At 40.9% G+C, this 20,798-nt stretch carries 26 protein-coding genes; 11 read left to right on the forward strand and 15 right to left on the reverse strand.

All coding sequences use genetic code 11. The features are described from left to right. Positions 1-17 precede the first annotated feature (17 nt). Positions 18-524 carry a ribonuclease gene (locus tag GWI58_RS06460; RefSeq protein ID WP_036932390.1) on the forward strand — a complete coding sequence of 169 codons (507 nt, stop codon included), beginning with the start codon at positions 18-20 and terminating at the stop codon, positions 522-524. Further along, entirely contained in the window at positions 524-805 is a 282-nt protein-coding gene (locus tag GWI58_RS06465; RefSeq protein ID WP_004245317.1) for a barstar family protein, read from the forward strand. Before GWI58_RS06460 ends, GWI58_RS06465 begins: the two co-directional genes overlap by 1 nt. 90 nt (positions 806-895) lie before the next feature. Here GWI58_RS06465 and yjgA read toward each other — a convergent pair whose 3' ends face one another. Further along, positions 896-1,456: a ribosome biogenesis factor YjgA gene (gene yjgA / locus GWI58_RS06470; RefSeq protein ID WP_004248913.1), complete on the reverse strand. Its 561-nt coding sequence runs from the start codon at positions 1,454-1,456 to the stop codon at positions 896-898. A gap of 186 nt (positions 1,457-1,642) precedes the next feature. Between yjgA and pmbA the strand changes: the two genes are divergently transcribed. After that, entirely contained in the window at positions 1,643-2,971 is a 1,329-nt protein-coding gene (gene pmbA / locus GWI58_RS06475) for a metalloprotease PmbA (protein ID WP_004248914.1), read from the forward strand. Positions 2,972-3,076: 105 nt separating this feature from the next. Here the strand turns inward: pmbA and rnk are convergent, their stop codons facing one another. The 12 genes from rnk to GWI58_RS06535 form a co-directional block, all read right to left on the reverse strand. After that, positions 3,077-3,487: a nucleoside diphosphate kinase regulator gene (rnk, locus tag GWI58_RS06480; protein WP_004245312.1), complete on the reverse strand. Its 411-nt coding sequence runs from the start codon at positions 3,485-3,487 to the stop codon at positions 3,077-3,079. A 174-nt stretch (positions 3,488-3,661) separates the two neighbouring features. After that, positions 3,662-3,934 carry a PTS phosphocarrier protein NPr gene (gene npr / locus GWI58_RS06485; protein ID WP_004245309.1) on the reverse strand — a complete coding sequence of 91 codons (273 nt, stop codon included), beginning with the start codon at positions 3,932-3,934 and terminating at the stop codon, positions 3,662-3,664. Continuing rightward, the gene (gene rapZ, locus GWI58_RS06490) at positions 3,931-4,785 is read right to left on the reverse strand and encodes an RNase adapter RapZ (RefSeq protein ID WP_004245308.1); all 855 of its coding nucleotides are present in this window, start codon (positions 4,783-4,785) and stop codon (positions 3,931-3,933) included. The genes npr and rapZ overlap by 4 nt, the downstream gene beginning before the upstream one ends. A gap of 84 nt (positions 4,786-4,869) precedes the next feature. Beyond that, the gene (gene ptsN, locus GWI58_RS06495) at positions 4,870-5,337 is read right to left on the reverse strand and encodes a PTS IIA-like nitrogen regulatory protein PtsN (protein ID WP_004245307.1); all 468 of its coding nucleotides are present in this window, start codon (positions 5,335-5,337) and stop codon (positions 4,870-4,872) included. 155 nt (positions 5,338-5,492) lie between these two features. Beyond that, entirely contained in the window at positions 5,493-5,780 is a 288-nt protein-coding gene (gene hpf / locus GWI58_RS06500) for a ribosome hibernation promoting factor (protein ID WP_004248916.1), read from the reverse strand. 23 nt (positions 5,781-5,803) lie between these two features. Continuing rightward, complete coding sequence (rpoN, locus tag GWI58_RS06505) at positions 5,804-7,279, reverse strand: RNA polymerase factor sigma-54 (protein ID WP_094959447.1); 1,476 nt, start codon at positions 7,277-7,279, stop codon at positions 5,804-5,806. A gap of 59 nt (positions 7,280-7,338) precedes the next feature. Next, entirely contained in the window at positions 7,339-8,064 is a 726-nt protein-coding gene (lptB, locus tag GWI58_RS06510) for an LPS export ABC transporter ATP-binding protein (protein WP_004245304.1), read from the reverse strand. A gap of 6 nt (positions 8,065-8,070) precedes the next feature. After that, positions 8,071-8,604 (reverse strand): lipopolysaccharide ABC transporter substrate-binding protein LptA, encoded by a 534-nt coding sequence (gene lptA / locus GWI58_RS06515; protein WP_004245303.1) that lies wholly within the window; start codon positions 8,602-8,604, stop codon positions 8,071-8,073. Beyond that, positions 8,585-9,163, reverse strand: coding sequence for an LPS export ABC transporter periplasmic protein LptC (gene lptC, locus GWI58_RS06520; protein WP_004245302.1), 579 nt, complete (start codon positions 9,161-9,163; stop codon positions 8,585-8,587). Before lptC ends, lptA begins: the two co-directional genes overlap by 20 nt. 17 nt (positions 9,164-9,180) lie before the next feature. Further along, entirely contained in the window at positions 9,181-9,738 is a 558-nt protein-coding gene (kdsC, locus tag GWI58_RS06525) for a 3-deoxy-manno-octulosonate-8-phosphatase KdsC (RefSeq protein ID WP_004245301.1), read from the reverse strand. 27 nt (positions 9,739-9,765) lie between these two features. Continuing rightward, the gene (kdsD, locus tag GWI58_RS06530) at positions 9,766-10,740 is read right to left on the reverse strand and encodes an arabinose-5-phosphate isomerase KdsD (protein WP_017628220.1); all 975 of its coding nucleotides are present in this window, start codon (positions 10,738-10,740) and stop codon (positions 9,766-9,768) included. Positions 10,741-10,757: 17 nt separating this feature from the next. Continuing rightward, the gene (locus GWI58_RS06535; RefSeq protein ID WP_004252691.1) at positions 10,758-11,738 is read right to left on the reverse strand and encodes a calcium/sodium antiporter; all 981 of its coding nucleotides are present in this window, start codon (positions 11,736-11,738) and stop codon (positions 10,758-10,760) included. A 243-nt stretch (positions 11,739-11,981) separates the two neighbouring features. Here GWI58_RS06535 and mlaF point away from each other — a divergent pair, with 243 nt between their 5' ends. From mlaF to GWI58_RS06575, 8 genes are all read left to right on the forward strand, one after another. Further along, entirely contained in the window at positions 11,982-12,794 is an 813-nt protein-coding gene (gene mlaF, locus GWI58_RS06540) for a phospholipid ABC transporter ATP-binding protein MlaF (RefSeq protein WP_004245298.1), read from the forward strand. Positions 12,795-12,797: 3 nt separating this feature from the next. Beyond that, a complete protein-coding gene (gene mlaE / locus GWI58_RS06545) occupies positions 12,798-13,577 on the forward strand; it encodes a lipid asymmetry maintenance ABC transporter permease subunit MlaE (protein ID WP_060555953.1) in 780 nt (259 codons plus the stop codon). A 3-nt stretch (positions 13,578-13,580) separates the two neighbouring features. Then, complete coding sequence (mlaD, locus tag GWI58_RS06550) at positions 13,581-14,117, forward strand: outer membrane lipid asymmetry maintenance protein MlaD (protein WP_004252690.1); 537 nt, start codon at positions 13,581-13,583, stop codon at positions 14,115-14,117. Between the two features lie 73 nt (positions 14,118-14,190). Continuing rightward, the gene (mlaC, locus tag GWI58_RS06555; RefSeq protein WP_004245295.1) at positions 14,191-14,820 is read left to right on the forward strand and encodes a phospholipid-binding protein MlaC; all 630 of its coding nucleotides are present in this window, start codon (positions 14,191-14,193) and stop codon (positions 14,818-14,820) included. Between the two features lies 1 nt (position 14,821). Continuing rightward, positions 14,822-15,115 carry a lipid asymmetry maintenance protein MlaB gene (mlaB, locus tag GWI58_RS06560; RefSeq protein ID WP_094959446.1) on the forward strand — a complete coding sequence of 98 codons (294 nt, stop codon included), beginning with the start codon at positions 14,822-14,824 and terminating at the stop codon, positions 15,113-15,115. A gap of 140 nt (positions 15,116-15,255) precedes the next feature. Beyond that, positions 15,256-15,510: a BolA family iron metabolism protein IbaG gene (gene ibaG / locus GWI58_RS06565; RefSeq protein WP_004245293.1), complete on the forward strand. Its 255-nt coding sequence runs from the start codon at positions 15,256-15,258 to the stop codon at positions 15,508-15,510. A gap of 48 nt (positions 15,511-15,558) precedes the next feature. After that, positions 15,559-16,821 (forward strand): UDP-N-acetylglucosamine 1-carboxyvinyltransferase, encoded by a 1,263-nt coding sequence (gene murA, locus GWI58_RS06570; RefSeq protein WP_004245292.1) that lies wholly within the window; start codon positions 15,559-15,561, stop codon positions 16,819-16,821. Positions 16,822-17,026: 205 nt separating this feature from the next. Continuing rightward, positions 17,027-18,076 carry a DUF2157 domain-containing protein gene (locus GWI58_RS06575; RefSeq protein ID WP_094959445.1) on the forward strand — a complete coding sequence of 350 codons (1,050 nt, stop codon included), beginning with the start codon at positions 17,027-17,029 and terminating at the stop codon, positions 18,074-18,076. Between the two features lie 40 nt (positions 18,077-18,116). On the opposite strand, the gene degS is transcribed toward GWI58_RS06575, so the two are convergent. Together degS and degQ are read right to left on the reverse strand one after the other, a co-directional pair. Then, the gene (degS, locus tag GWI58_RS06580; RefSeq protein WP_094959444.1) at positions 18,117-19,187 is read right to left on the reverse strand and encodes an outer membrane-stress sensor serine endopeptidase DegS; all 1,071 of its coding nucleotides are present in this window, start codon (positions 19,185-19,187) and stop codon (positions 18,117-18,119) included. A 191-nt stretch (positions 19,188-19,378) separates the two neighbouring features. Further along, positions 19,379-20,770, reverse strand: a complete 1,392-nt coding sequence (gene degQ, locus GWI58_RS06585) for a serine endoprotease DegQ (protein ID WP_004248924.1) — start codon at positions 20,768-20,770, stop codon at positions 19,379-19,381. Positions 20,771-20,798: the final 28 nt, after the last annotated feature.

Consider the following 20,798-nt stretch of genomic DNA (forward strand, 5'->3'; position numbering starts at 1 on the left):
AGTAAATGGAGCTATTTATGGGCAAACGTCTATTCCCTGTTCTTATTGTTGTGGCTGTTTTATTTTTTGTTCTTTATAAAGGATTAGTACCTGAAACGCAGATACCAGCAACAGCACCTCCTACATCGACAACATCTACATCGTCAAAGAGTTCAATCAGTCAGCCTGAGTCTCAACGTCCTTTAGCAATTGATGAAAAGACACAAGCCAATAAAGTGGCTGATTATTTGCAACAACACGCTCGCTTACCTGATTTTTATATCAGCAAAAAAGAGGCTCGAGCTAAAGGTTGGAATGCGAAAGCGGGCAATTTATGTGAAGTTTTACCAGGACGGGCGATTGGTGGTGATCGCTTTATGAACCGTGAAAAACAGTTACCTGAAGAAGCGGGGCGCCAATGGTTTGAAGCAGATGTCAATTATCAATGTGGACATCGTGGTAGCGATCGCCTGCTATATTCTAATGACGGATTAATTTATTTAACCACCGATCATTACCGTACCATGCAAAGAGTTGCACCTTAATGAAACAGATTATTTTTGATTTCAGCACATTGGCGGATCGAGATGCTTTTTATCATCAGTTTGCTCAGCAATTTCAATTAGATGAAGCATTCGGTAATAATCTTGATGCGTTATGGGATGTATTAACAGGAGAAATTGAATTGCCTGTTAATATTGTTTTCAGACATGCACCGCATCATTCCCGCACCTTCCAGCCCATTATTGAGATAATGCAAGAAGCGCAAGAGACGCTGGGTAAAGAGCTATTTCGCTTTCATTGTGAACATAAAAAAGCCAAGTAGAGCTAGCTGAAAGCCCATAAGTATTACAAGGTATCCTGAAAACCGCAGTGGTATCATGATTTAGCACTGCGTTTTCAGGAGCATCAGTCGTTAAGCTGACTCTGAGAGATCTTTTAGATATTGAAACAATAAGCGGAATGATTTTGGCGGTTTATTGGCTTCTTTCTCTTTTTTAGCATTACGAATAAGTGTGCGTAATTGCTGGCGATCGGCCATAGGATAAAGCGCTACCACTTCCTCAATCACTTCATTACCACCGTCAATCAGACGTGTACGCAGATCTTCTAGTTTATGTAACACTAAAATTTGCTGATTATGGCGATTTTTTAGTTTATCTAGTGCTTGGCGGATCGGCTCTTCATCAACATTACGGAGTAACTTACCGATATATTGAATTTGGCGACGACGCGCTTCGCGTTGTACCTTTTGCGCCAATTTAATTGAAGCGAGTAGTTTTTCATCAAGAGGAACACGTTCAAGCTCTTGAGCACTTAACTCAACAAGTTCGGTGCCTAATTTCTTTAACGCTTCAGCATCACGTTTAATTTCACTTTTGCTGACCCAAATGATCTCTTCCTCTTCTTCCTCTTCTAACGGTGTATTGTCAAATTCAGGATTGAGGTAGTGCCACTCTTCTGGCTGCTTTGCCATAATAAAAATTCCTGTTGCAGAGTAAGCCGGGAGTGTGATTTGGTGAATGACCAAAAGCCCGACGGGTGATAACATTCATATATCTTCTATTGTAACTGGGAAAATCGCTTGTTGACCACCTGTCAATTGATTTACTTTAGCAAAAATAAGTAAAAAGTGATGTTCTCCTTAGGAAAATGGTTCTCAATGAATAATACAGATCAGGTAAAACAGCTGGAAGAGGCAGTTTCTCTTGCACTGGAGATCGCCGCAAAACAGTGTGACGGTGCAGAAGTTGCAATTAATAAATCAACAGGCATAAGCGTTAGTACACGCTATGGTGAAGTAGAAAATGTTGAATTTAATAGTGATGGTGCATTAGGGATCACCGTCTATCAGCAACAACGTAAAGGGAGTGCATCTTCTACAGATTTAAGTCCTGATGCGATTAAACGTGCAGTACAAGCGGCTGTAGATATTGCGCGCTACACTTCTGTTGATCCTTATGCAGGGCCTGCTGATAAAGCCCTGTTAGCCTTCGATGCCCCTTTTCTTGATCTCTACCACCCAACCGACATAACAGCAGATAAAGCGATTGAGCTGGCGTCTCGAGCGGAGCAAGCTGCATTAGACAGTGATAGCCGTATCGTCAATACCGAAGGGGGAAGCTTTAATAGTCATAGTGGAACTCGCGTCTTTGGTAACAGCCTTGGTTTATTAAAAAGCTACTCTTCATCTCGTTATTCAATGTCGAGTTGCGTTATCGCTCGTGAGGGTGAGGATATGGAGCGCGATTATGCCTATACCATTAGTCGCCGTTTTGAGGCGTTACAATCTCCTGAATGGGTAGGACAAGAGTGTGCACGCCGTACCTTATCTCGTCTAGCTCCCCGTAAATTATCCACCATGAAAGCGCCTGTTCTTTTCTCAGCGGAAGTAGCCACGGGGATCTTCGGGCATTTAGTGGCAGCCATCAGTGGTAGCATGATATACCGTGAGTCATCTTGTTTGTTAGATAGTTTAGGAAAACAGATTTTCCCTCAATGGTTAAATATTCAAGAGCGTCCACATATTGTGGGGGGATTAGCATCAACGCCTTTTGATAGTGAAGGGGTACGCACATCAGATGCAGATATTATTAAAGATGGGGTACTGCAAGAGTGGCTCCTTACTAGCTATTCTGCAAGAAAATTAGGGTTAAAAAGCAATGGACATGCGGGGGGCATTCATAACTGGCGTATCCCAGGGCAAGGCCTCTCCTTTGATGAATTGTTAAAAGAGATGGGCACAGGGCTTGTGGTCACTGAATTAATGGGACAAGGGGTTAGCACGGTGACAGGGGATTATTCCCGTGGTGCGAGCGGTTTCTGGGTCGAAAATGGTGAAATTCAGTATCCAGTGAGTGAAGTGACTATTGCCGGTAACTTGAAAGAGATGTGGGCGAATATTGCCACAATAGGTGATGATATTGAAACACGCAGTAATATTCAGTGTGGATCACTACTATTACCAGAAATGAGTATCGCAGGTCAGTAGCACCTTACCTTTAATCTCAGCCCATGAGTGGGCTGAGATATCGCGCTTACTTGTATTTTATTGCGTTAATAAGATAAAAAATAACACGCGAACCTTCAGCATTGCTTAACGGTGTAATTCACCAGCAGCTTCAGGTTGGTAGAGAATTTCTAATACTTTGACCTTAGTTTCAAGGCCATTAGGAAGCTGCCAACTGATCTCATCATTGATAGCTAAACCTAATAGTGCAGCCCCCATTGGCGCCATGACTGATAATTCAGTCGCACTATCTTTTAATGAAGCAGGGTAAACTAAAGTACGAATACGCTCTTCATTATTTTTTAAGTCCATAAAACGGACTTTGCTGTTCATGGTGACGATGTTAGCAGGGATATCAGCTGGTGTAACAATGTCAGCACGATCTAACTCTTCATTTAAAGCTTCTGCAATTGGGCTGTCTGCAAAGGCAGGTTGCTCTAGTAATGAATCTAAACGTTCTGCATCAAGTTCATTGATGATAATTGTTGGCTTTGTCATACCACACTCCAATTTGTTCCAATGCAAAACAACACCCCCACGGATTAGGTGGGGGTGTTGTTAAACTCTATGTAAGATAATAGGCGGTTCTGTAGCAAAAAGAAAGAGGCAGTGATCACAGTCTCTTTCTGGGATTTTTGTTAAGAAATGCTAATCTATTGTTTTTAATTAGAATTAATCTTCATCAAACCCTGATTCAAATAATGCAATAATCGCATCAATCGCTTCTTTTTCATCACAGCCACTGGCTTCTATATCGATGTGACTGCCTTGTTCGGAATCTAACATCAACATCGCAATCACACTATCTGCTTGCGCCTCAACGCCCTCATGGTTACGTAACGTCACCGTTGATTGAAATGTATTGACCAAATCAAACAATTTCATGGCAGGCCTTGCATGCATGCCTAAACGGTTTTTTATCGCTACGCGTCGATATTGGGTCATTTGCGCTTTTCAAGTGTTCTATGGCGTGATTGTACGTTTTTCCCTCTAGAGCGGAAATAGTCAGCCAGTTGTTCAGCCACATAAACAGAACGATGTTTGCCGCCAGTACAACCAATAGCAACAGTTAGGTAACTACGATTATTCGTCTCTAACATCGGTAGCCAAAGTTCTAGATAACTTCTTGTTTGATAAATAAAGTTATGCACTTCGGTATGGCGATCGAGGAAGGCTGCGACTGGACGATCTAACCCCGTCATTGGGCGTAATTTGGGATCCCAGTGGGGATTAGGTAAAAATCGTACATCAAAGACATAATCAGCATCGATAGGAATACCATGTTTAAAACCGAAAGACTCAAATACCATGGTCAATTCGCGTTCACGTTTACCGAGTAAGCGAGTACGTAGCATTTCGGCTAATTCATGCACTGACATCTCTGAGGTATCAATAATCAGATCAGCCCGTGATCGTAAAGGTTCGAGCAGATCACTCTCTGTATCAATCGCCATTTCTAGCGAGAGGTTTTTTGTTGAAAGAGGGTGTAGGCGTCGAGTATCACTATAACGGCGGATCAGCGTATTTCTATCAGCATCTAAAAATAACAGTTGTGGAGAATATTCCGCGGGTAAACTTTCCAGCGCCTTTTCGAAAATCTCCGGTGATTCTGGCATATTACGTACGTCAATACTGACTGCGGCAGCGGCAGCATCACGCTCAGCCAGTGTTTTCGCAAGCTCCGGTAACAGATCGACAGGTAAGTTATCAACACAATAAAATCCCATGTCCTCAAGCGCACGCAAAGCGACTGACTTACCTGAACCAGAGCGTCCGCTGACTATCATCAGCACCATGAGGTAGCTCCCCTTAATTTCCCAGTGATGAATATCATTCCACTGTATGCTATTCGCGTCCTGATAAACCCAAACCCATTAGGTTTATTCTGTGATAATCTGATAAAGCTCTTCATCACTTTGTGCGGAGCGTAGTCGGCGACATAAATTTTTGTCAGCCAACTGTTTTGCAATCAAAGACAGTGTGTGTAAATGTTCCTTACATTGTGTTGCAGGAACGAGTAATGCAAACAACAAATCGACAGGTTGATTATCAATAGCGTCGAAGGCAATAGGCTCGCTTAGGTGAAGAAACACACCAACAACTTTTTCAGTTTCATCACTTTCAATACGCCCATGAGGGATAGCCAATCCACCCCCAATCCCTGTTGTACCGACTTTTTCACGCGTTAATAAAGCCTCAAAAATCAGTGTTTCTGGTAAATTCAGTGCTTGAGCTGCATTCTCACTGATAATTTCTAACGCGCGTTTTTTACTTGTGCAATGCACATTGTTATGTGTACATGCCAGAGTAAGTACGTCGCTAATATTCATCTTTGTATCGTTGTTCATTGTCTTATTCACTTAGACCAGCAAACCAGATGCCACAGAGTGACATCTGGTTTTTGTTAGCGGATTATTTAGGCGCTGTTTTTAATTGAACAAACGCGACATCAATAACACTCTAACATCGCCGATTGTATTCCCATTTTACAATGGGAAATGAATTAATGTTGTCTCAGTTTATCTTTGTGTTTGGTTAATTGACGAGCCAGTTTATCCATTAATCCATCAATTGCTGCGTACATATCTTCTGCTTCCGCAGAGGCATGTAATTCACCGCCATTTACTTGAATCGTCGCTTCCGCAATTTTAGTCACTTTTTCGACTTTGAGGATAACTTGGACGTTATTAATTTTGTCAAAGAACTGAGGTAATTTAGCGCTTTTTGCTTTGACGGTATCACGCAGAGCATCAGTTAATTCAATATTATGACCAGTGATTTGAAGTTCCATAGTGTCTTCCTTCTCAATTATGCTCAAACCAACTCTTTACGTTGATTTGAAGGCGGGATGGATAATGACTCTCTATATTTCGCAACAGTTCGTCGAGCAACCTGTATACCAAGCTCGGCGAGCATATTTGCCAGTTTACTATCACTTAGTGGTTTCGCTGGGTTTTCTGCTGCGATTAGTTTCTTCACTAAAGCCCGAATTGCTGTTGAAGAGGCTTCACCTCCGTTATCAGTATTTACGTGGCTTGAGAAAAAATACTTCAATTCGAAAATTCCCCGAGGACAATGCAAATATTTTTGCGTTGTAACGCGAGAAATGGTGGACTCGTGCATCTCAACCTGTTCTGCAATATCGGCCAAAACAAGGGGTTTCATATGCTCTTCACCGAATTCGAAAAACGCCTGCTGTGTGTCAACAATGCAATGAGCGACTTTTAATAATGTCTCATTACGGCTTTCTAAGCTTTTTATCAGCCATTTAGCCTCTTGTAAATTGTCACGAATAAATTTCCCATCGCTTTCGTTTTGAGCTGATTGCCCAAGCGCTGCATAAGTCTCATTTATGCGTAGGCGGGGAATGCTATCCGTATTTAACTCAACTTGCCAGTGTTCTCCTGATTTTTTTACCAGTACATCAGGAATAACATACTGTGATTCCTCTGTATCAATACTTAAACCCGGTTTTGGATCAAGAGATTGAATGGTCTCAATCACTACTTTTAATGTCTCTTCACGTAGCTTAGTGTGACGCATTAATTGGCGAAAATCACGATTACCTAATAACGCTAAATAGTGCTCAATAACAAGTTGAGTCTCTTTCAAATAAGGTGTATTAGTTGGAAATGTCGACAATTGAATTAACAGACACTCTTTTAAGTCTCTGGCAGCGACACCTACGGGATCAAAGCGTTGAATACGCTTTAATACCGCTTCAATCTCATCAAGCTCTAACTCATCATTACCCATTCCGGCAAGAATGTCATCTGTTGAAACTGTTAAATATCCTGTTTCATCGACAGCATCAATAATGCTTGTCGCGATAGCACGATCAGTATCAGTAAAAGGTGTTAGGTCAGCTTGCCAAGTTAGGTAATCTTGCAGTGAAGCCGTGGTTTCACCTTGATAGAGTGGTAATTCATCAGCCGCATAATCATTACTGGTGCCTGAAGGGGTGCCTGCGGTGTAAATTTCTTCCCATTGGGTATCGAGAGGAAGATCGTCAGGCATCTCCTTTTGCTCTAGTGCATCTAGGGTATCTAATACCTCATTATCACGCTCATTGTCTGGTGTACTATCATCACTCTCTTGTGTTGATGAGCTATCAGGATGCGTTACATCAGCTTGATCGTCTTCTTGTTCAAGCAATGGGTTAGATTCAAGGGCTTGTTGAATTTCTTGTTGTAATTCAAGCGTAGAAAGTTGCAACAAACGAATAGCCTGTTGGAGCTGTGGCGTCATGGCCAATTGCTGACTAAGACGAAGTTGCAGACTTTGTTTCATAGTGATGCGATGGATCCTCTTATGTTGTCATCCGTGACGAAATAAAAGTGTCACTCAGATCACAGGCGGAAGCCTTCACCTAAGTAAACACGTTTAACTTGCTCATTTGCCAAAATTTCTTCTGGTGAACCATGGGCAATAAGGTGTCCTTGACTGACGATATAAGCACGTTCACACACATCTAAGGTTTCGCGTACATTATGGTCGGTAATTAATACGCCCAAGCCATAATCGCGTAGATGTTGGATAATTTTCTTAATATCTAAAACGGAAATAGGGTCAACACCGGCAAAAGGCTCATCCAATAAAATAAATTTAGGATTTGCCGCTAGCGCCCGTGCTATCTCTACACGACGGCGTTCACCCCCTGATAAAGATTGCCCTAAACTATTACGTAAGTGACTGACATTAAACTCTTCAAGTAGCTCTTCTGCACGATCTTTTCGTTGTTCGGCCGTTAAATCATGGCGTATTTCTAAAATTCCCATGATATTGTCATAAACGCTTAAGCGTCTAAAAATAGAGGCTTCTTGTGGCAAATAACCAATACCCTTACGCGCACGTTCATGTAACGGGAGTAAGGTAATATCTTCATCGTCGATAGTAATGCTACCCGCATCACGGGCGACAATACCTACCACCATATAAAAGGTGGTGGTTTTTCCCGCACCGTTAGGGCCAAGTAAGCCAACAATCTCACCGGAGTTAACATTGAGGCTCACATCACCGACAACGGTGCGCCCTTTGTATGCTTTTGCTAAATTTTCAGCTTTTAACAGCGCCATAAAGTGTTACTTACCTTTGTTGTTAACACCGGGACCTTTCTCTTGTAACTGAGAAGGGAGTAAAACGGTGGTGACTTGTTTTCCCTTACCGCTAAATGCTTCCATTTGTTGTGTCGGTACGAGATAAGTGATTTTATCACCGGTGATATTACTGTCTAATTGTTCAAGATAAGCTTTACCTGTTAAGGTCACCAGCTCTTTGTCCATCTCATAGGTCATTTTATCACCACGACCTTTGATTGGTTTACCATCATCTTGTAACTGATAGAATGTCACAGGGTTACCAAAAGCTTCAATCACGATTTTTTTAGAATCGCCACCAGGACGTGTAACCACTACTTTATCAGCTCTTATATCAATAGAGCCTTGTTTTACCACAACATTTTGTGTGAAAGTGGTAATATTTTTTTCTAAATTAAGTGACTGTTTCTCGGAATTAACAACAATAGGTTGTTGTGTATCATCTTTAAGTGCCATAACTGGGACACTTATTGAGAATAACGTACTGATAATTAGTGTATTACGGATTTTTCGATTCATTAGGGATCTCATAATAGGTGTTCACCTGTTCAATCAGCTCTGCACGTTTTTCACGCAGATTGCCTCGCATTTTTAAGCCGACTGATTTCAGTCCGACGCCGATAATAGTCACTTCATCATCAGAGGAAACATCTTGTGTATCCAGATCTGCGATAGCATTTTCTGTGCTGATCCGCTGAAGTTGGGAGTCATCAGTTAAACTATCAATTTGAACGTCGCCATAAAGATAGAGCATTTTACTGTTTGTCAGTTTGGCTTTATTTGCACGCACGGTCCATGTTGCATCTCCTGTCGGCGAATAAGTCGTTAAGACAGGATTAGTAAACCATGTAAACTTTTGCTGAGCATAGTTTTTGACATCATCAGCAACTAGTTTATATCCCAGTATACCTGTTGGTTCATAAACAAAGGATATTGATGATTTAGATTGGTAGGTGGGTTGACCATCTTCAACAATCTTTCCATCATCAAGCTCAGTATTGTTAGTATAGTTCCAGCCAATCAGCCCAAGAGCAATAATGGCTAAAATCAGGGTAAACCAGGATTTTAATTTATTCATTCTGTGTCGTTATACGTTTAAATCGATAAACCTTTAGCTTCTTCAAGTCGACCTTGGGCTAATAGGATCAAATCACATAATTCTCGTACTGCACCGCGTCCACCTAAAATATGGGTAACATAGTCGGCACGAGGTGTGAGTAATGGATGGGCATCAGCAACGGCAACTGACAGTCCTACTTTTTCCATTACCGGTAAATCAATCAGATCATCGCCAATATAGGCTGTCTGTTCTGGTTTAAGGTTTAGTGTATCTAACAGTTGTTGATACGCCAAAAGCTTATTATGCTGTCCTTGGTAAAGATATGTAATGCCAAGTGTTTTGGCTCTATCTTCTAAAAGCTTAGATTGACGACCCGTAATGATAGCGACCTCAATACCCGATGTAAGTAAACAACGGATGCCATAGCCATCACGGACATTAAACGCTTTCAACTCTTCACCGTTATTGCCCATATAAATAAGTCCGTCAGACATCACACCATCAACATCGCAAATCAGCAATTGGACTTTTTCTGCTTTTTGCATTATTTGCTTGCTTACTGCACCGTAGCAGGTCTCTATCATTGTATTCATCTTTATCCTTATGAACGCATAACAAGCTTAAACAACCCCAGCTTGCAATAAATCGTGCATATGTAAAACACCTAATAAAATATCACTATCTGGTTCAGTGACTAACAGTGAAGTGATATGTTTTGCTTGCATTAAATTAAGCGCTTCTACCGCTAAGCTATCTGGGGAAATGCGAATTCCGCCTTTCGTCATTACATCTGATATTTTGGCATTATTAAGGTCAATACCTAAATCAAAGATACGACGCAAATCACCATCAGTAAAAATACCGTTAATCAACATATTATCATCACAGATAACGGTCATACCTAATTTTTTACGGGTGATCTCTACCAGTGCTTCGCGTAATGTCGCTTCTTTGCTGACGCGTGGAATATCATCATCTTTATTCATTAAATCACTGACATGAAGCAATAATTTGCGCCCCAATGCACCACCGGGATGCGATAGTGCAAAGTCTTCCGCCGTAAAACCTCGAGCGCGCAATAAAGCGATAGCTAAGGCATCTCCCATCACCAGTGTTGCCGTCGTGCTGGTGGTAGGGGCTAAGCCTAACGGACAAGCTTCTTTAGGGACTTTTATACAAAGATGAATATCAGCAGCTTTCCCCATTGTACTTTGAGGTGAGCGTGTCATACAAATTAAAAGGATCTGTTTACGCTTGAGGACAGGGATAAGGGCGAGAATTTCACTGGCTTCACCTGAATTTGAAATTGCCAGCACAATGTCTTTTTCTGTCACCATACCTAAATCGCCATGACTGGCTTCACCGGGGTGAACAAAAAAAGAGGGGGTGCCGGTACTGGCAAAGGTGGCGGCAATTTTATGCCCAATATGACCTGATTTTCCCATGCCCATAACAATCACTCTTCCCTGACAGTGAAAGATTTTTTCACAGGCAAGAGAAAAATCGTCATTGATATATTGTGCTAACTCAGCTAATCCTTCTTGTTCAATTTGAAGAACCTTTTTACCTGCTTGCTGAAAATCAAATCCGGTCATTTTTTGTACCATTTATTTTAGGTTAAGAGAGAATGTGCAACGCACAACACCGTAATATAAACAATAAAACAAACTAATAAGAAAATCCCCTTTCCACGGTTTAGCCGCTGTTTGCGCCCCAATGAAAAGAGTGAGAAAAGTAGGCCCGCGACCACCAGTACAGTAAAACTAAAATAGAATGCTTGCATATTAAATGTGCTAGGAGAGAGTAATGCGGGCATGCCTAGCACAAAGGTGAGATTAAAAATATTAGCGCCAATAATATTGCCTAGAGCCAGTTCATTTTCACGTCTTAAGGCTGCCACAACGGTCGTTGCTAATTCAGGTAAACTGGTGCCAATAGATAGCAAGGTTAGTCCAACTAAAAAACCGCTGAGATGATACTGTTGCATGATGATAAAAACATTATCAATGATCATTCTTGTTGCAACAGGGATTATCAGTAATGCAATAACCACCCAAAATAGGGCAACAGAATTACGTGGATTAGTTTGTAATTCAAAACGTGAAAGTGTCTCTAGCGGTAACACATGGCGCACTTGTGTTAAGGTTTTATGGAGCATTTTTATCATTAGAAAAAGAGAGGCGAAGCCGATGAAAAAAAGTAAACAGCCTTCTCTCAACCCTAGATGACCATTAGAAACCACCAGTCCTGCTAATAAGATGACTATAATCATCAAAGGAAGTTCTTTTTTTAGTACCGCAGATTGGATATTCATGGGATAAATCATCGCTCCAATCCCAGCAATCAGTAGCAGATTCGTTAATGAAGATCCTATTGCTGTACCTATCGCTATCTCGGGTAAATTGTGGATGGCCGCGTCGGTTGCAACAAAAAGTTCCGGCAATGAAGTACCCATTCCCACAATAACAATACCGATAACGGCAGGAGGGAGCTTTAATGATTGAGCAAACACACTTGCACCATACACCAGTCGGTCTGATGCATAGACTAATAACATCAACCCAACAATGAGAAGAGACAAAGTAATCAACATGCCATCAGTTTTCCAACAATGAGTGAAAAATAAAGAAAAAACCAATAAGACAGGGCTGATAAAAAACATTATTGTCAAAAGGTTTTGCTAATTCACCATATTTTGACTAGCCAAGCACGAAAAGTAAAATCAACCGTGCAATAAATTGCTAAATAGTGGTGATTTCTTTGTAACATTGACAATGACCTGCCAAAATAGCGTATAAATTTTGTTTATGCAGACAGGCTTAAGGACGTTTTATTCATGAACGCACAACCAGACAATTTAATTGAAGTGCGCAATATGAACTTTACTCGCGGTAGCAGAAAGATTTTTTCGCAAATCAATCTGGATGTGCCTAGAGGAAAAGTGACTGCAATAATGGGGCCTTCAGGGATAGGTAAAACCACCTTATTACGCTTGATGGGGGGACAAATTCTGCCTGATAGTGGTGATATTTGGTTTGATGGTGACAATATTCCTAAGTTATCACGCTCTGCTTTATATCAGTCAAGAAAAAAAATGAGTATGCTTTTTCAATCAGGCGCCCTTTTTACTGATATGAATGTATTTGAAAATGTCGCCTTCCCATTAAGAGAGCATACTAATTTACCCGAGGCGTTAATTCACACTACCGTGATGATGAAGTTAGAAGCGGTAGGGTTAAGAGGGGCAGCTAATTTAATGCCATCTGAATTATCGGGGGGAATGGCGCGCAGAGCCGCTTTAGCAAGAGCGATAGCCCTTGATCCAGATTTAATCATGTTTGACGAGCCATTCGTTGGACAAGATCCCATTACCATGGGGGTATTAGTAAAACTGATTGATGAATTAAACCATGCATTAGGGGTCACTTGTGTGGTGGTGTCTCATGATGTCCCTGAAGTACTGAGTATTGCCGATTATGCATATATTATTGCAGAACAGAAAATCATTGCTCAGGGAAGTGCAAAAGAGCTACAGGAAAATCCAGACAGACAAGTAAGACAGTTTTTAGATGGTATTGCTGATGGACCTGTACCTTTCCGTTTTCCTGCGGGGAACTATCAGGATGATCTATTAGGACGAGGTAATTAGTACGTGGTTAATTTACTAGCGCGGATAGGCGCGCGATCACTGTCGATTTTTGCGACTTTTGGTAGAGCCGGCATTATGCTATTTCGAGCATTGATCGGTAAGCCTGAGTTTCGTAAGCAGTGGCCATTATTAATGAAGCAACTGTACAGTGTTGGTGTTCAGTCGCTACTGATCATTATGGTTTCTGGACTTTTTATTGGCATGGTTCTTGGTTTACAGGGCTATCTAGTACTGACGACATTTAGTGCGGAAGCGAGCCTAGGTATGATGGTGGCGCTTTCTTTGTTACGAGAGTTAGGCCCTGTAGTGACGGCACTATTATTTGCTGGACGTGCAGGCTCAGCACTGACCGCAGAAATAGGTTTAATGAAAGCAACAGAGCAGATATCCAGTTTAGAAATGATGGCTGTCGACCCTCTTAGAAGAGTGGTTGCGCCACGTTTTTGGGCCGGGTTTATTAGTATGCCATTGCTTTCACTGATCTTTGTTGCGGTGGGGATCTGGGGTGGTGCTATTGTCGGCGTGGATTGGAAAGGCATTGATGAAGGCTTTTTCTGGGCATCAATGCAAGGTGCGGTTGAGTGGCAAAAAGACTTAGTGAATTGTTTTATTAAGAGTGTCGTGTTTGCCATTACCGTGACTTGGATAGCGCTGTTTAACGGATATGACGCAATCCCAACATCGGAAGGGATTAGCAGAGCAACAACGCGTACCGTTGTTCATTCATCGTTAGCCGTATTAGGTTTAGATTTTGTGCTAACTGCACTGATGTTTGGGAATTAAGTCATGCAAAGTAAAAAAATTGAAGTTTGGGTTGGTTTATTTGTTGTTATTGCACTGATAGCGGTTGTCTTTTTAAGCTTAAAAGTGGCTGATATTAAAGAAGTGGGTAATCAACCTACTTATCGTGTCTACGCAAGTTTTGGTAATATTGGTGGTTTAAAAGAGCGTTCACCGGTTAAAATCGGTGGGGTGGTTATTGGTCGCGTTGCCTCTATTACCTTAAAAGAAGAGATGGAAGGTAACTATCGTCCTGAAGTTGCTCTCGATATTTTAAACATTTATGACCATATTCCTGACAGCAGTTCTCTTTCTATTCGCACATCAGGTTTATTAGGTGAACAATTTTTGGCCTTAAATCTCGGCTTTTATGATGAAGATTTAGGTTCTGATTTTCTAAAGGATGGTGGCAGAATTACCAATACCCATTCAGCCATGGTGCTTGAAGATTTGATTGGTCAGTTCCTTTATAAAACCGGTGACGGAGATGGAAAAACAACCTCTGACTCAAAAACGCAAACCGAACAACCAGCATTACCTTAATGATCATTCGCTTACGGTGTGGCTTATTTAGTGCACCGTATTTACTGAAATATAATCCCAAGAGGAAGCGAGTATGTTTAAACGCTTATTAATGGTCGCATTATTGGTGATAACACCTTTTGCGATGGCGGTCGATAAAACCAATCCTTATGCTTTGATGGAAGATGCCGCGCAAAAAACCTTTGATAAATTAAAAACTGAGCAACCAGAAATCCGTAAAAATCCAGAACTGTTACGTGAGATTGTTCAACAAGAGTTGTTACCTTATGTACATATCAAATATGCTGGAGCATTAGTGTTAGGGCCTTATTATCGTAATGCAACGCCGGCTCAGCGTGATGCTTACTTTGCCGCTTTTAAAGATTATCTTGCACAAGTATATGGTCAAGCATTAGCAATGTATGAAGGGCAAGAATATCGCATAGAACCTGCCAAACCTTTTGCGGATAAATCAAACCTGACTATTCGTGTCACTATTATTGATAAAAATGGTCGACCACCAGTACGCCTTGATTTTCAATGGCGCAAGAACAGTAAAACGGGTGAATGGCAAGCCTATGATATGATTGCCGAAGGCGTTAGCATGATCACCACCAAACAAAATGAGTGGTCTGATATTTTAAGTGCGAAAGGGGTTGATGGTTTAACTAAGCAATTAGAAATTAGTGCCAAAACACCGATTACATTAGATGAGAAAAAATAGTATGTCAGCTTCGTTAAATTGGCAAAAAGAGGGTGAAATACTCTCTTTCCAAGGAACGCTAGATAGAGAAACGTTATTGCCTGTTTGGCAACAACGTAAAGCGTTATTAGCTGATATTAATATTATCGATATTTCTCAACTTGATCATATTGACTCAACCGGATTAGCACTTTTTGTCCATCTAAAGGCCGAAATGGAAGCACTTAATCGTCAATGTGTTATTCAAGGTGTTAGTGAGCGCTTTCAAACGCTAATCACACTCTATGATCTTGATGAAATTATGAATATTGCTTAATGCTTTTCCCAATAAAGCAATAAAAAAATCCCCCTTATTGATACTTTTATCATTAAGGGGGTTTTTCATGGTTTAAGAGTAGGCCGGATTCTATTAGGATAGGCAACTGATTATTATTTTAACGTTGAGATTGAGCAATTATGGATACAAATGAAATCAAACAAGTATTAATGGATACCCTATCTTTAGATGAAGTCATTGTTAATGGTGATGGCAGTCATTTTCAGGTTGTGGTTGTTGGCGCGATGTTTGAAGGAATGAGCAGAGTGAAACAACAACAAACCATTTATGCCCCTTTGATGGAATATATCGCAGATAATCGTATTCACGCTTTATCTATTAAAGCCTACACACCTGAAGAGTGGAAAAGGGATCGTAAACTCAGCGGGCTTTAATTCAGTAGGTATACAGCGTACAGCAAAATAAAAAAGAGAGTTCTACAGATGGATAAATTTAGAGTACAAGGGCCTACCTGCTTATCCGGTGAGGTCACTATTTCAGGCGCAAAAAATGCTGCACTACCAATTCTGTTCGCTGCTATCCTTGCCGAAGAGCCAGTAGAATTAACCAATGTTCCTAAGCTAAAAGATATTGATACCACCATTAAGTTACTTAATCGTTTAGGTACTAAAGTCGAACGCAACGGCTCTGTTTTTGTTGATGCTCGTCATATCAACGAATTTTGTGCCCCCTATGAATTAGTTAAAACGATGCGTGCCTCTATTTGGGCATTAGGACCATTAGTTGCCCGTTTCGGACGTGGTCAGGTTTCTTTGCCGGGTGGTTGTGCGATTGGTGCGCGTCCAGTTGATCTGCATATTACAGGTTTAGAGCAGCTTGGTGCGGAAATTACGCTGGATGAAGGTTATGTGAAAGCGCGTGTTGATGGTCGCTTAAAAGGGGCACATATTGTAATGGATAAAGTGAGCGTAGGTGCCACTATTACCATTATGACTGCCGCTGTTTTAGCGGAAGGTAAAACCATTATTGAAAACGCGGCGAGAGAGCCAGAAATTGAAGATACCGCGAATTTTCTTAATACCTTAGGCGCAAAAATCAGTGGTGCAGGCACCGATAGCATTACTATTGAAGGGGTCGAACGCCTTGGTGGGGGAACCTATCAAATTTTACCAGACCGTATTGAAACGGGGACATTCTTAGTCGCGGCGGCGGTTTCTCGTGGTCGTGTTGTTTGTCGCAATGCTAAACCAGATACGCTTGATGCAGTATTAGCTAAATTACGTGAAGCGGGTGCTGATATTGAAACGGGCGAAGACTGGATAAGCCTTGATATGCATGGTAAACGTCCTAAAGCGGTCACTCTGCGTACGGCACCACATCCTGGTTTTCCAACCGATATGCAAGCTCAGTTTAGTCTTTTAAATCTTGTGGCTGATGGGGCAGGAATGATCACTGAAACGATTTTTGAAAATCGTTTTATGCATATTCCTGAACTTATCCGTATGGGAGCTCATGCTGAAATCGAAAGCAATACTGTACTTTGTCATGGTGTTGATAAGCTTTCTGGCGCTCAAGTGATGGCTACCGATTTACGTGCTTCTGCCAGCTTAGTATTAGCCGGTTGCATTGCGGAAGGTACGACGATTGTTGATCGTATCTATCATATCGACCGTGGCTATGAAAATATCGAAGCCAAATTACAGGGTTTAGGGGCTAAAATCGAACGTCTACATTCTAATGACTAATTAAGTTTAGTTACCCTGTTATCGTGATTAAAAACCATAGCACTTTATTGGTGCTATGGTTTTTTTGTATTTCTTCTGTTTAATAATGCAACAGAATAAGATAATTCATAAGGTAATTCTTTGATAGCAGGATACAGTAAAGAAAATCAGCCTGTGTTAGATAACTCTTTATTAACCTCTTATCAATAAAAAAGGAAAAAATGCTATGCAGGTCACAAGGAAACAAGAGCGTGTTATTCGTCAAGCACTTGATCATTGGCAACAATCTGGTGAGCTATCAGCACAACAGCATCAACAACTAGAAAGTACATTACAACGCCTTCCCTTTGATTGGAAAAGATTGAGTCGCTATGCTTTTTGGATAGCTATTGCCTGCTTAATTATTGCTGCCGTTAACCTTTTTAGTGATACTGCGTTAATTCATTATTTTATCGAATTATTTAGTGTCTCTGAGATTATGCGTGTGGTATTTCCTGCACTTATTGCTGGTATGTTTTATTTTTGGGGATTTAAACGCCAACGCAAAGAAATACTATGGCATTACAGTACTGAGTTTATTCTCTTTTTAGGGATATTATTTACGGCGGTTTTTCTTTGGCAACTCGGTGAGTTGTTAGATGATGGTAGTGGTAATATTGCGCCACTTCTTTTAATGGGTTGCATTATTTATGCGGTGATTGGCTTTATCAGTCGCTCTTCATTAGTGTGGTTATTTTTCTTATTAATGTTGGGCAATTGGTTTGGTGCTAAAACGGGTTATATGTCCGGTTGGGGCGCTTATTGGCTAGGCATGAATTATCCTATTCGTTTTGTGTTATTTGGCTCTGCATTATTAGCGGGATGCTATTTCTTGCAAAATATTTTAATGCGCCGTCGCTTATTTTTTATGACAAAGATAATGGGACTGTCTTATCTCTTTATTGCGTTGTGGATCATGTCTATTTTTGGTAATTACGATCCGGATACGTGGTATTACATTTCAAGTGTGCAGTTATTACCTTGGGCTTTATTATTTGCTGTTGTTGCTGTCATTTGTATTTATATCAGCTTAAAAACCGATGATGGTATGTTGAGAGGCTTTGGACTAACATTCCTTGGTATCAATCTTTATACCCGCTTTTTTGAATATTTCTGGAATAGCTTACATAGTGCAATTTTCTTTTTTATTTTGGCTATTTCACTGATTTTTATTGGACGTAAAGCAGAAAAAATTTGGCATGCCATTGAAAATAGCCGCATGGTAAATAAGCAATAATGTCGTGAATAACAAGGTAACTCGCTAAAGTTAGCTATGGCTATGACTCTGGCTGATATTCTGAAATTGTGACATCAACATTTATTTCATTACCATCACGTAATAAGGTTACCGGTAAAACGGTACCAGGACGTGTTTCTGCAATATAGTCCATCATCTCCATAGCTGATTTAGCCGGAGCATGGTCGATACTTAAAATGATATCGCCTGTTTTCATTCCCGCTTTATCAGCAGGACTATTGGGCGTAATGCGGAAGATACGTAATCCTTGGATCTGTTTAATATCGGTATTTGAAGAGCGAATTTTAGGTAGCTCTTTCGCGGTAATACCAATAAAACCACGAATAACTCGCCCATCACGGATAAGCTTATTCATAATTTTTACGGCTAATTGTGTTGGAATAGCAAAACCAAGTCCTTCCGCACTGGGGCGATAGCCATTGTAGGTGCCTGAATCAAAGGTCATGGTATTAATACCCACTAACTCACCTTCAGTATTAATCAGTGCCCCCCCTGAATTACCTTCATTAATTGACGCATCGGTTTGAAGGAAGTTTTGGTAACGTGTTGGGCTTAAGCCGACACGTCCTGTGGCACTAATAATACCTTGTGTGATAGTTTGCCCAATATTAAATGGGTTACCAATGGCTAAAACGACGTCACCCACATGAGAAATACGCTTACTATTGATGGGGATGGTAGGTAATTTTTCTGCATCAACTTTTAATACTGCAAGATCGGTTAAGGGATCTGAGCCAATCAATAACCCTTCGTAGAGATCACCATTTTGCAAAGCCACAATAATTTGATCTGCATTATTAATAACGTGCTGATTGGTAAGAATATAGCCCCGCGGATCCATAATCACCCCCGCACCTAGCGAGGTAAGCTCGCGCCCTTCTTGAGAAAAGCTTCCCATTGTGCTGCTGTAGACATTAACTACCGCAGGTGCTGCACGGCGCACGGCTTTGTTATAGCTAAATGGGGCATTAAGAAAATCACCATTAATCAGGTGTTCAATAAAGATAGGGCGGATAGAAGGTACCGCAACCAAAAGAATGGCAGCTGTTAAAATACCAATCAAGGTAGATCGCAGTAGCTTGCTTAACATAAAAATCCTGTATTTATGTTTGAATAAGAGGATAGCGTCGTAAGTGTCATGAGAATAGCACAGTTTCGCTTTTGAAAGGATATGTCAGCGTAGAAAATCGTTTTTTAGTGATATGAAATCAAGAAAAAAACCCTATTACCGAAGTAATAGGGCAGAAAGGAACAAATAAATTAGATACTAGTAAGTGGGGTTTAACGCGAGCTGTTACGTAACAGAAGATAAATTTCTTCGTTGCCACGTTTAATGTTTAATGCAAGAACCGGTGGTTTAGCATCAATGGTTTTACGTAAGTCACCTAAGGAGCCAATTGGCATATTGTTGATACCAATAATAAGGTCGCCTTTTTGTAAGCCCGATGCTGCTGCCGCTGAGCCTTTCTCCACAGAATCTACAGCAACCGCTTTAACTTGTTTGTTAACATAGTTACTGAGCGTTGCCCCTTGAAGTGCGGGAGAGAAGTTATCCGCTCGCGTTGCATCTGCTGATTGTTTCTCTAGTGTAACTTTGACATCCATTGGTTTTCCTTGGCGGATCAAACCAATAAGGATCTCTTTACCTGGTGGTGTTGTACCAACTTTTGCTCTTAATTCAGCAAAGCTATTAATGCGTTTACCATCAATAGAAATAAGGACATCACCTGGTTTTATACCGGCTTTAGCTGCGGAAGAGTCCGCCAATACTTCACTGACAAAAGCACCGCGTTGGGCATCAATTTTAAAGGATTTTGCTAAATCAGCATTCATTTCAGTGCCGCGAATACCTAAAATACCGCGTTTCACTTCACCATGTGTAATCAGTTGTTGGCTGAGATCACGCGCCATATTACTTGGGATCGCGAAACCAATACCAATATTGCCACCACCTGGTGCTAAAATTGCGGTATTAATACCGATAAGTTCACCATTGAGATTAACTAAAGCACCACCAGAGTTACCACGGTTAATTGATGCATCAGTTTGAATAAAGTTTTCTAACCCTTCCAGATTTAAACCACTACGACCTAAGGCTGAAATAATACCGGAAGTCGCGGTTTGACCTAAACCAAATGGATTACCCACAGCAACCGCAAAGTCACCAACACGTAATTTATCTGAGTCAGTCATTTTAATGGCGGTTAAGTTATTGGGTTTCTCAATTTGTAGTAGGGCGATATCTGTTTGTGGATCGCTACCAATTAATTTGGCGTCAAATTCACGGCCATCATTAATTTGGAGTTGAATTTTATCGGCTCCATCAACAACGTGATTATTGGTTAATACATAACCTTTTTCAGCATCAATAATAACCCCTGAACCTAAGCCTTCAAAAGGGCGGATGCTTTGTTGTTGTGAAGGAAAATTTGGACCAAAGAAAAATTTAAACTCTTCTGGAACCTGCTGGCTTTGTACTCGAGTTCCAGAAACATGCACACTGACCACAGCGGGCAAGACTTTTTCTAGCATTGGAGCCAAGCTAGGTAGTTGTTCTCCAGATGGCATTACCGAAGGCAGGGCAGCCATACTGGTTGCCGGGAGAGTAGAGAGTGATAAACCAACACTCATCGCTAATGCGCTAAGTAGTAATTTTCTTTTTTTAGTCAACATGAATATGAGTCTCTTGATCTTGATATTG

It is taken from the genome of Proteus sp. G2674 (assembly GCF_009915195.1).
GTDB classification, from domain to species: domain Bacteria; phylum Pseudomonadota; class Gammaproteobacteria; order Enterobacterales; family Enterobacteriaceae; genus Proteus; species Proteus mirabilis.

Coding starts and splice junctions, on each gene's coding strand:
- lptA (WP_004245303.1), bottom strand. CDS start 8,604: ATGAATCGAAAAATCCGTAATACACTAATTATCAGTACGTTATTCTCA.
- GWI58_RS06460 (WP_036932390.1), top strand. CDS start 18: ATGGGCAAACGTCTATTCCCTGTTCTTATTGTTGTGGCTGTTTTATTT.
- hpf (WP_004248916.1), bottom strand. CDS start 5,780: ATGGAACTTCAAATCACTGGTCATAATATTGAATTAACTGATGCTCTG.
- kdsC (WP_004245301.1), bottom strand. CDS start 9,738: ATGAATACAATGATAGAGACCTGCTACGGTGCAGTAAGCAAGCAAATA.
- rpoN (WP_094959447.1), bottom strand. CDS start 7,279: ATGAAACAAAGTCTGCAACTTCGTCTTAGTCAGCAATTGGCCATGACG.
- yjgA (WP_004248913.1), bottom strand. CDS start 1,456: ATGGCAAAGCAGCCAGAAGAGTGGCACTACCTCAATCCTGAATTTGAC.
- ibaG (WP_004245293.1), top strand. CDS start 15,256: ATGGATACAAATGAAATCAAACAAGTATTAATGGATACCCTATCTTTA.
- lptC (WP_004245302.1), bottom strand. CDS start 9,163: ATGAATAAATTAAAATCCTGGTTTACCCTGATTTTAGCCATTATTGCT.
- rnk (WP_004245312.1), bottom strand. CDS start 3,487: ATGACAAAGCCAACAATTATCATCAATGAACTTGATGCAGAACGTTTA.
- kdsD (WP_017628220.1), bottom strand. CDS start 10,740: ATGACCGGATTTGATTTTCAGCAAGCAGGTAAAAAGGTTCTTCAAATT.
- mlaF (WP_004245298.1), top strand. CDS start 11,982: ATGAACGCACAACCAGACAATTTAATTGAAGTGCGCAATATGAACTTT.
- rapZ (WP_004245308.1), bottom strand. CDS start 4,785: ATGGTGCTGATGATAGTCAGCGGACGCTCTGGTTCAGGTAAGTCAGTC.
- GWI58_RS06465 (WP_004245317.1), top strand. CDS start 524: ATGAAACAGATTATTTTTGATTTCAGCACATTGGCGGATCGAGATGCT.
- ptsN (WP_004245307.1), bottom strand. CDS start 5,337: ATGAACAACGATACAAAGATGAATATTAGCGACGTACTTACTCTGGCA.
- mlaD (WP_004252690.1), top strand. CDS start 13,581: ATGCAAAGTAAAAAAATTGAAGTTTGGGTTGGTTTATTTGTTGTTATT.
- mlaB (WP_094959446.1), top strand. CDS start 14,822: ATGTCAGCTTCGTTAAATTGGCAAAAAGAGGGTGAAATACTCTCTTTC.
- GWI58_RS06535 (WP_004252691.1), bottom strand. CDS start 11,738: ATGTTGATTACTTTGTCTCTTCTCATTGTTGGGTTGATGTTATTAGTC.
- npr (WP_004245309.1), bottom strand. CDS start 3,934: ATGACCCAATATCGACGCGTAGCGATAAAAAACCGTTTAGGCATGCAT.
- degS (WP_094959444.1), bottom strand. CDS start 19,187: ATGTTAAGCAAGCTACTGCGATCTACCTTGATTGGTATTTTAACAGCT.
- degQ (WP_004248924.1), bottom strand. CDS start 20,770: ATGTTGACTAAAAAAAGAAAATTACTACTTAGCGCATTAGCGATGAGT.
- pmbA (WP_004248914.1), top strand. CDS start 1,643: ATGAATAATACAGATCAGGTAAAACAGCTGGAAGAGGCAGTTTCTCTT.
- murA (WP_004245292.1), top strand. CDS start 15,559: ATGGATAAATTTAGAGTACAAGGGCCTACCTGCTTATCCGGTGAGGTC.
- mlaC (WP_004245295.1), top strand. CDS start 14,191: ATGTTTAAACGCTTATTAATGGTCGCATTATTGGTGATAACACCTTTT.
- GWI58_RS06575 (WP_094959445.1), top strand. CDS start 17,027: ATGCAGGTCACAAGGAAACAAGAGCGTGTTATTCGTCAAGCACTTGAT.
- lptB (WP_004245304.1), bottom strand. CDS start 8,064: ATGGCGCTGTTAAAAGCTGAAAATTTAGCAAAAGCATACAAAGGGCGC.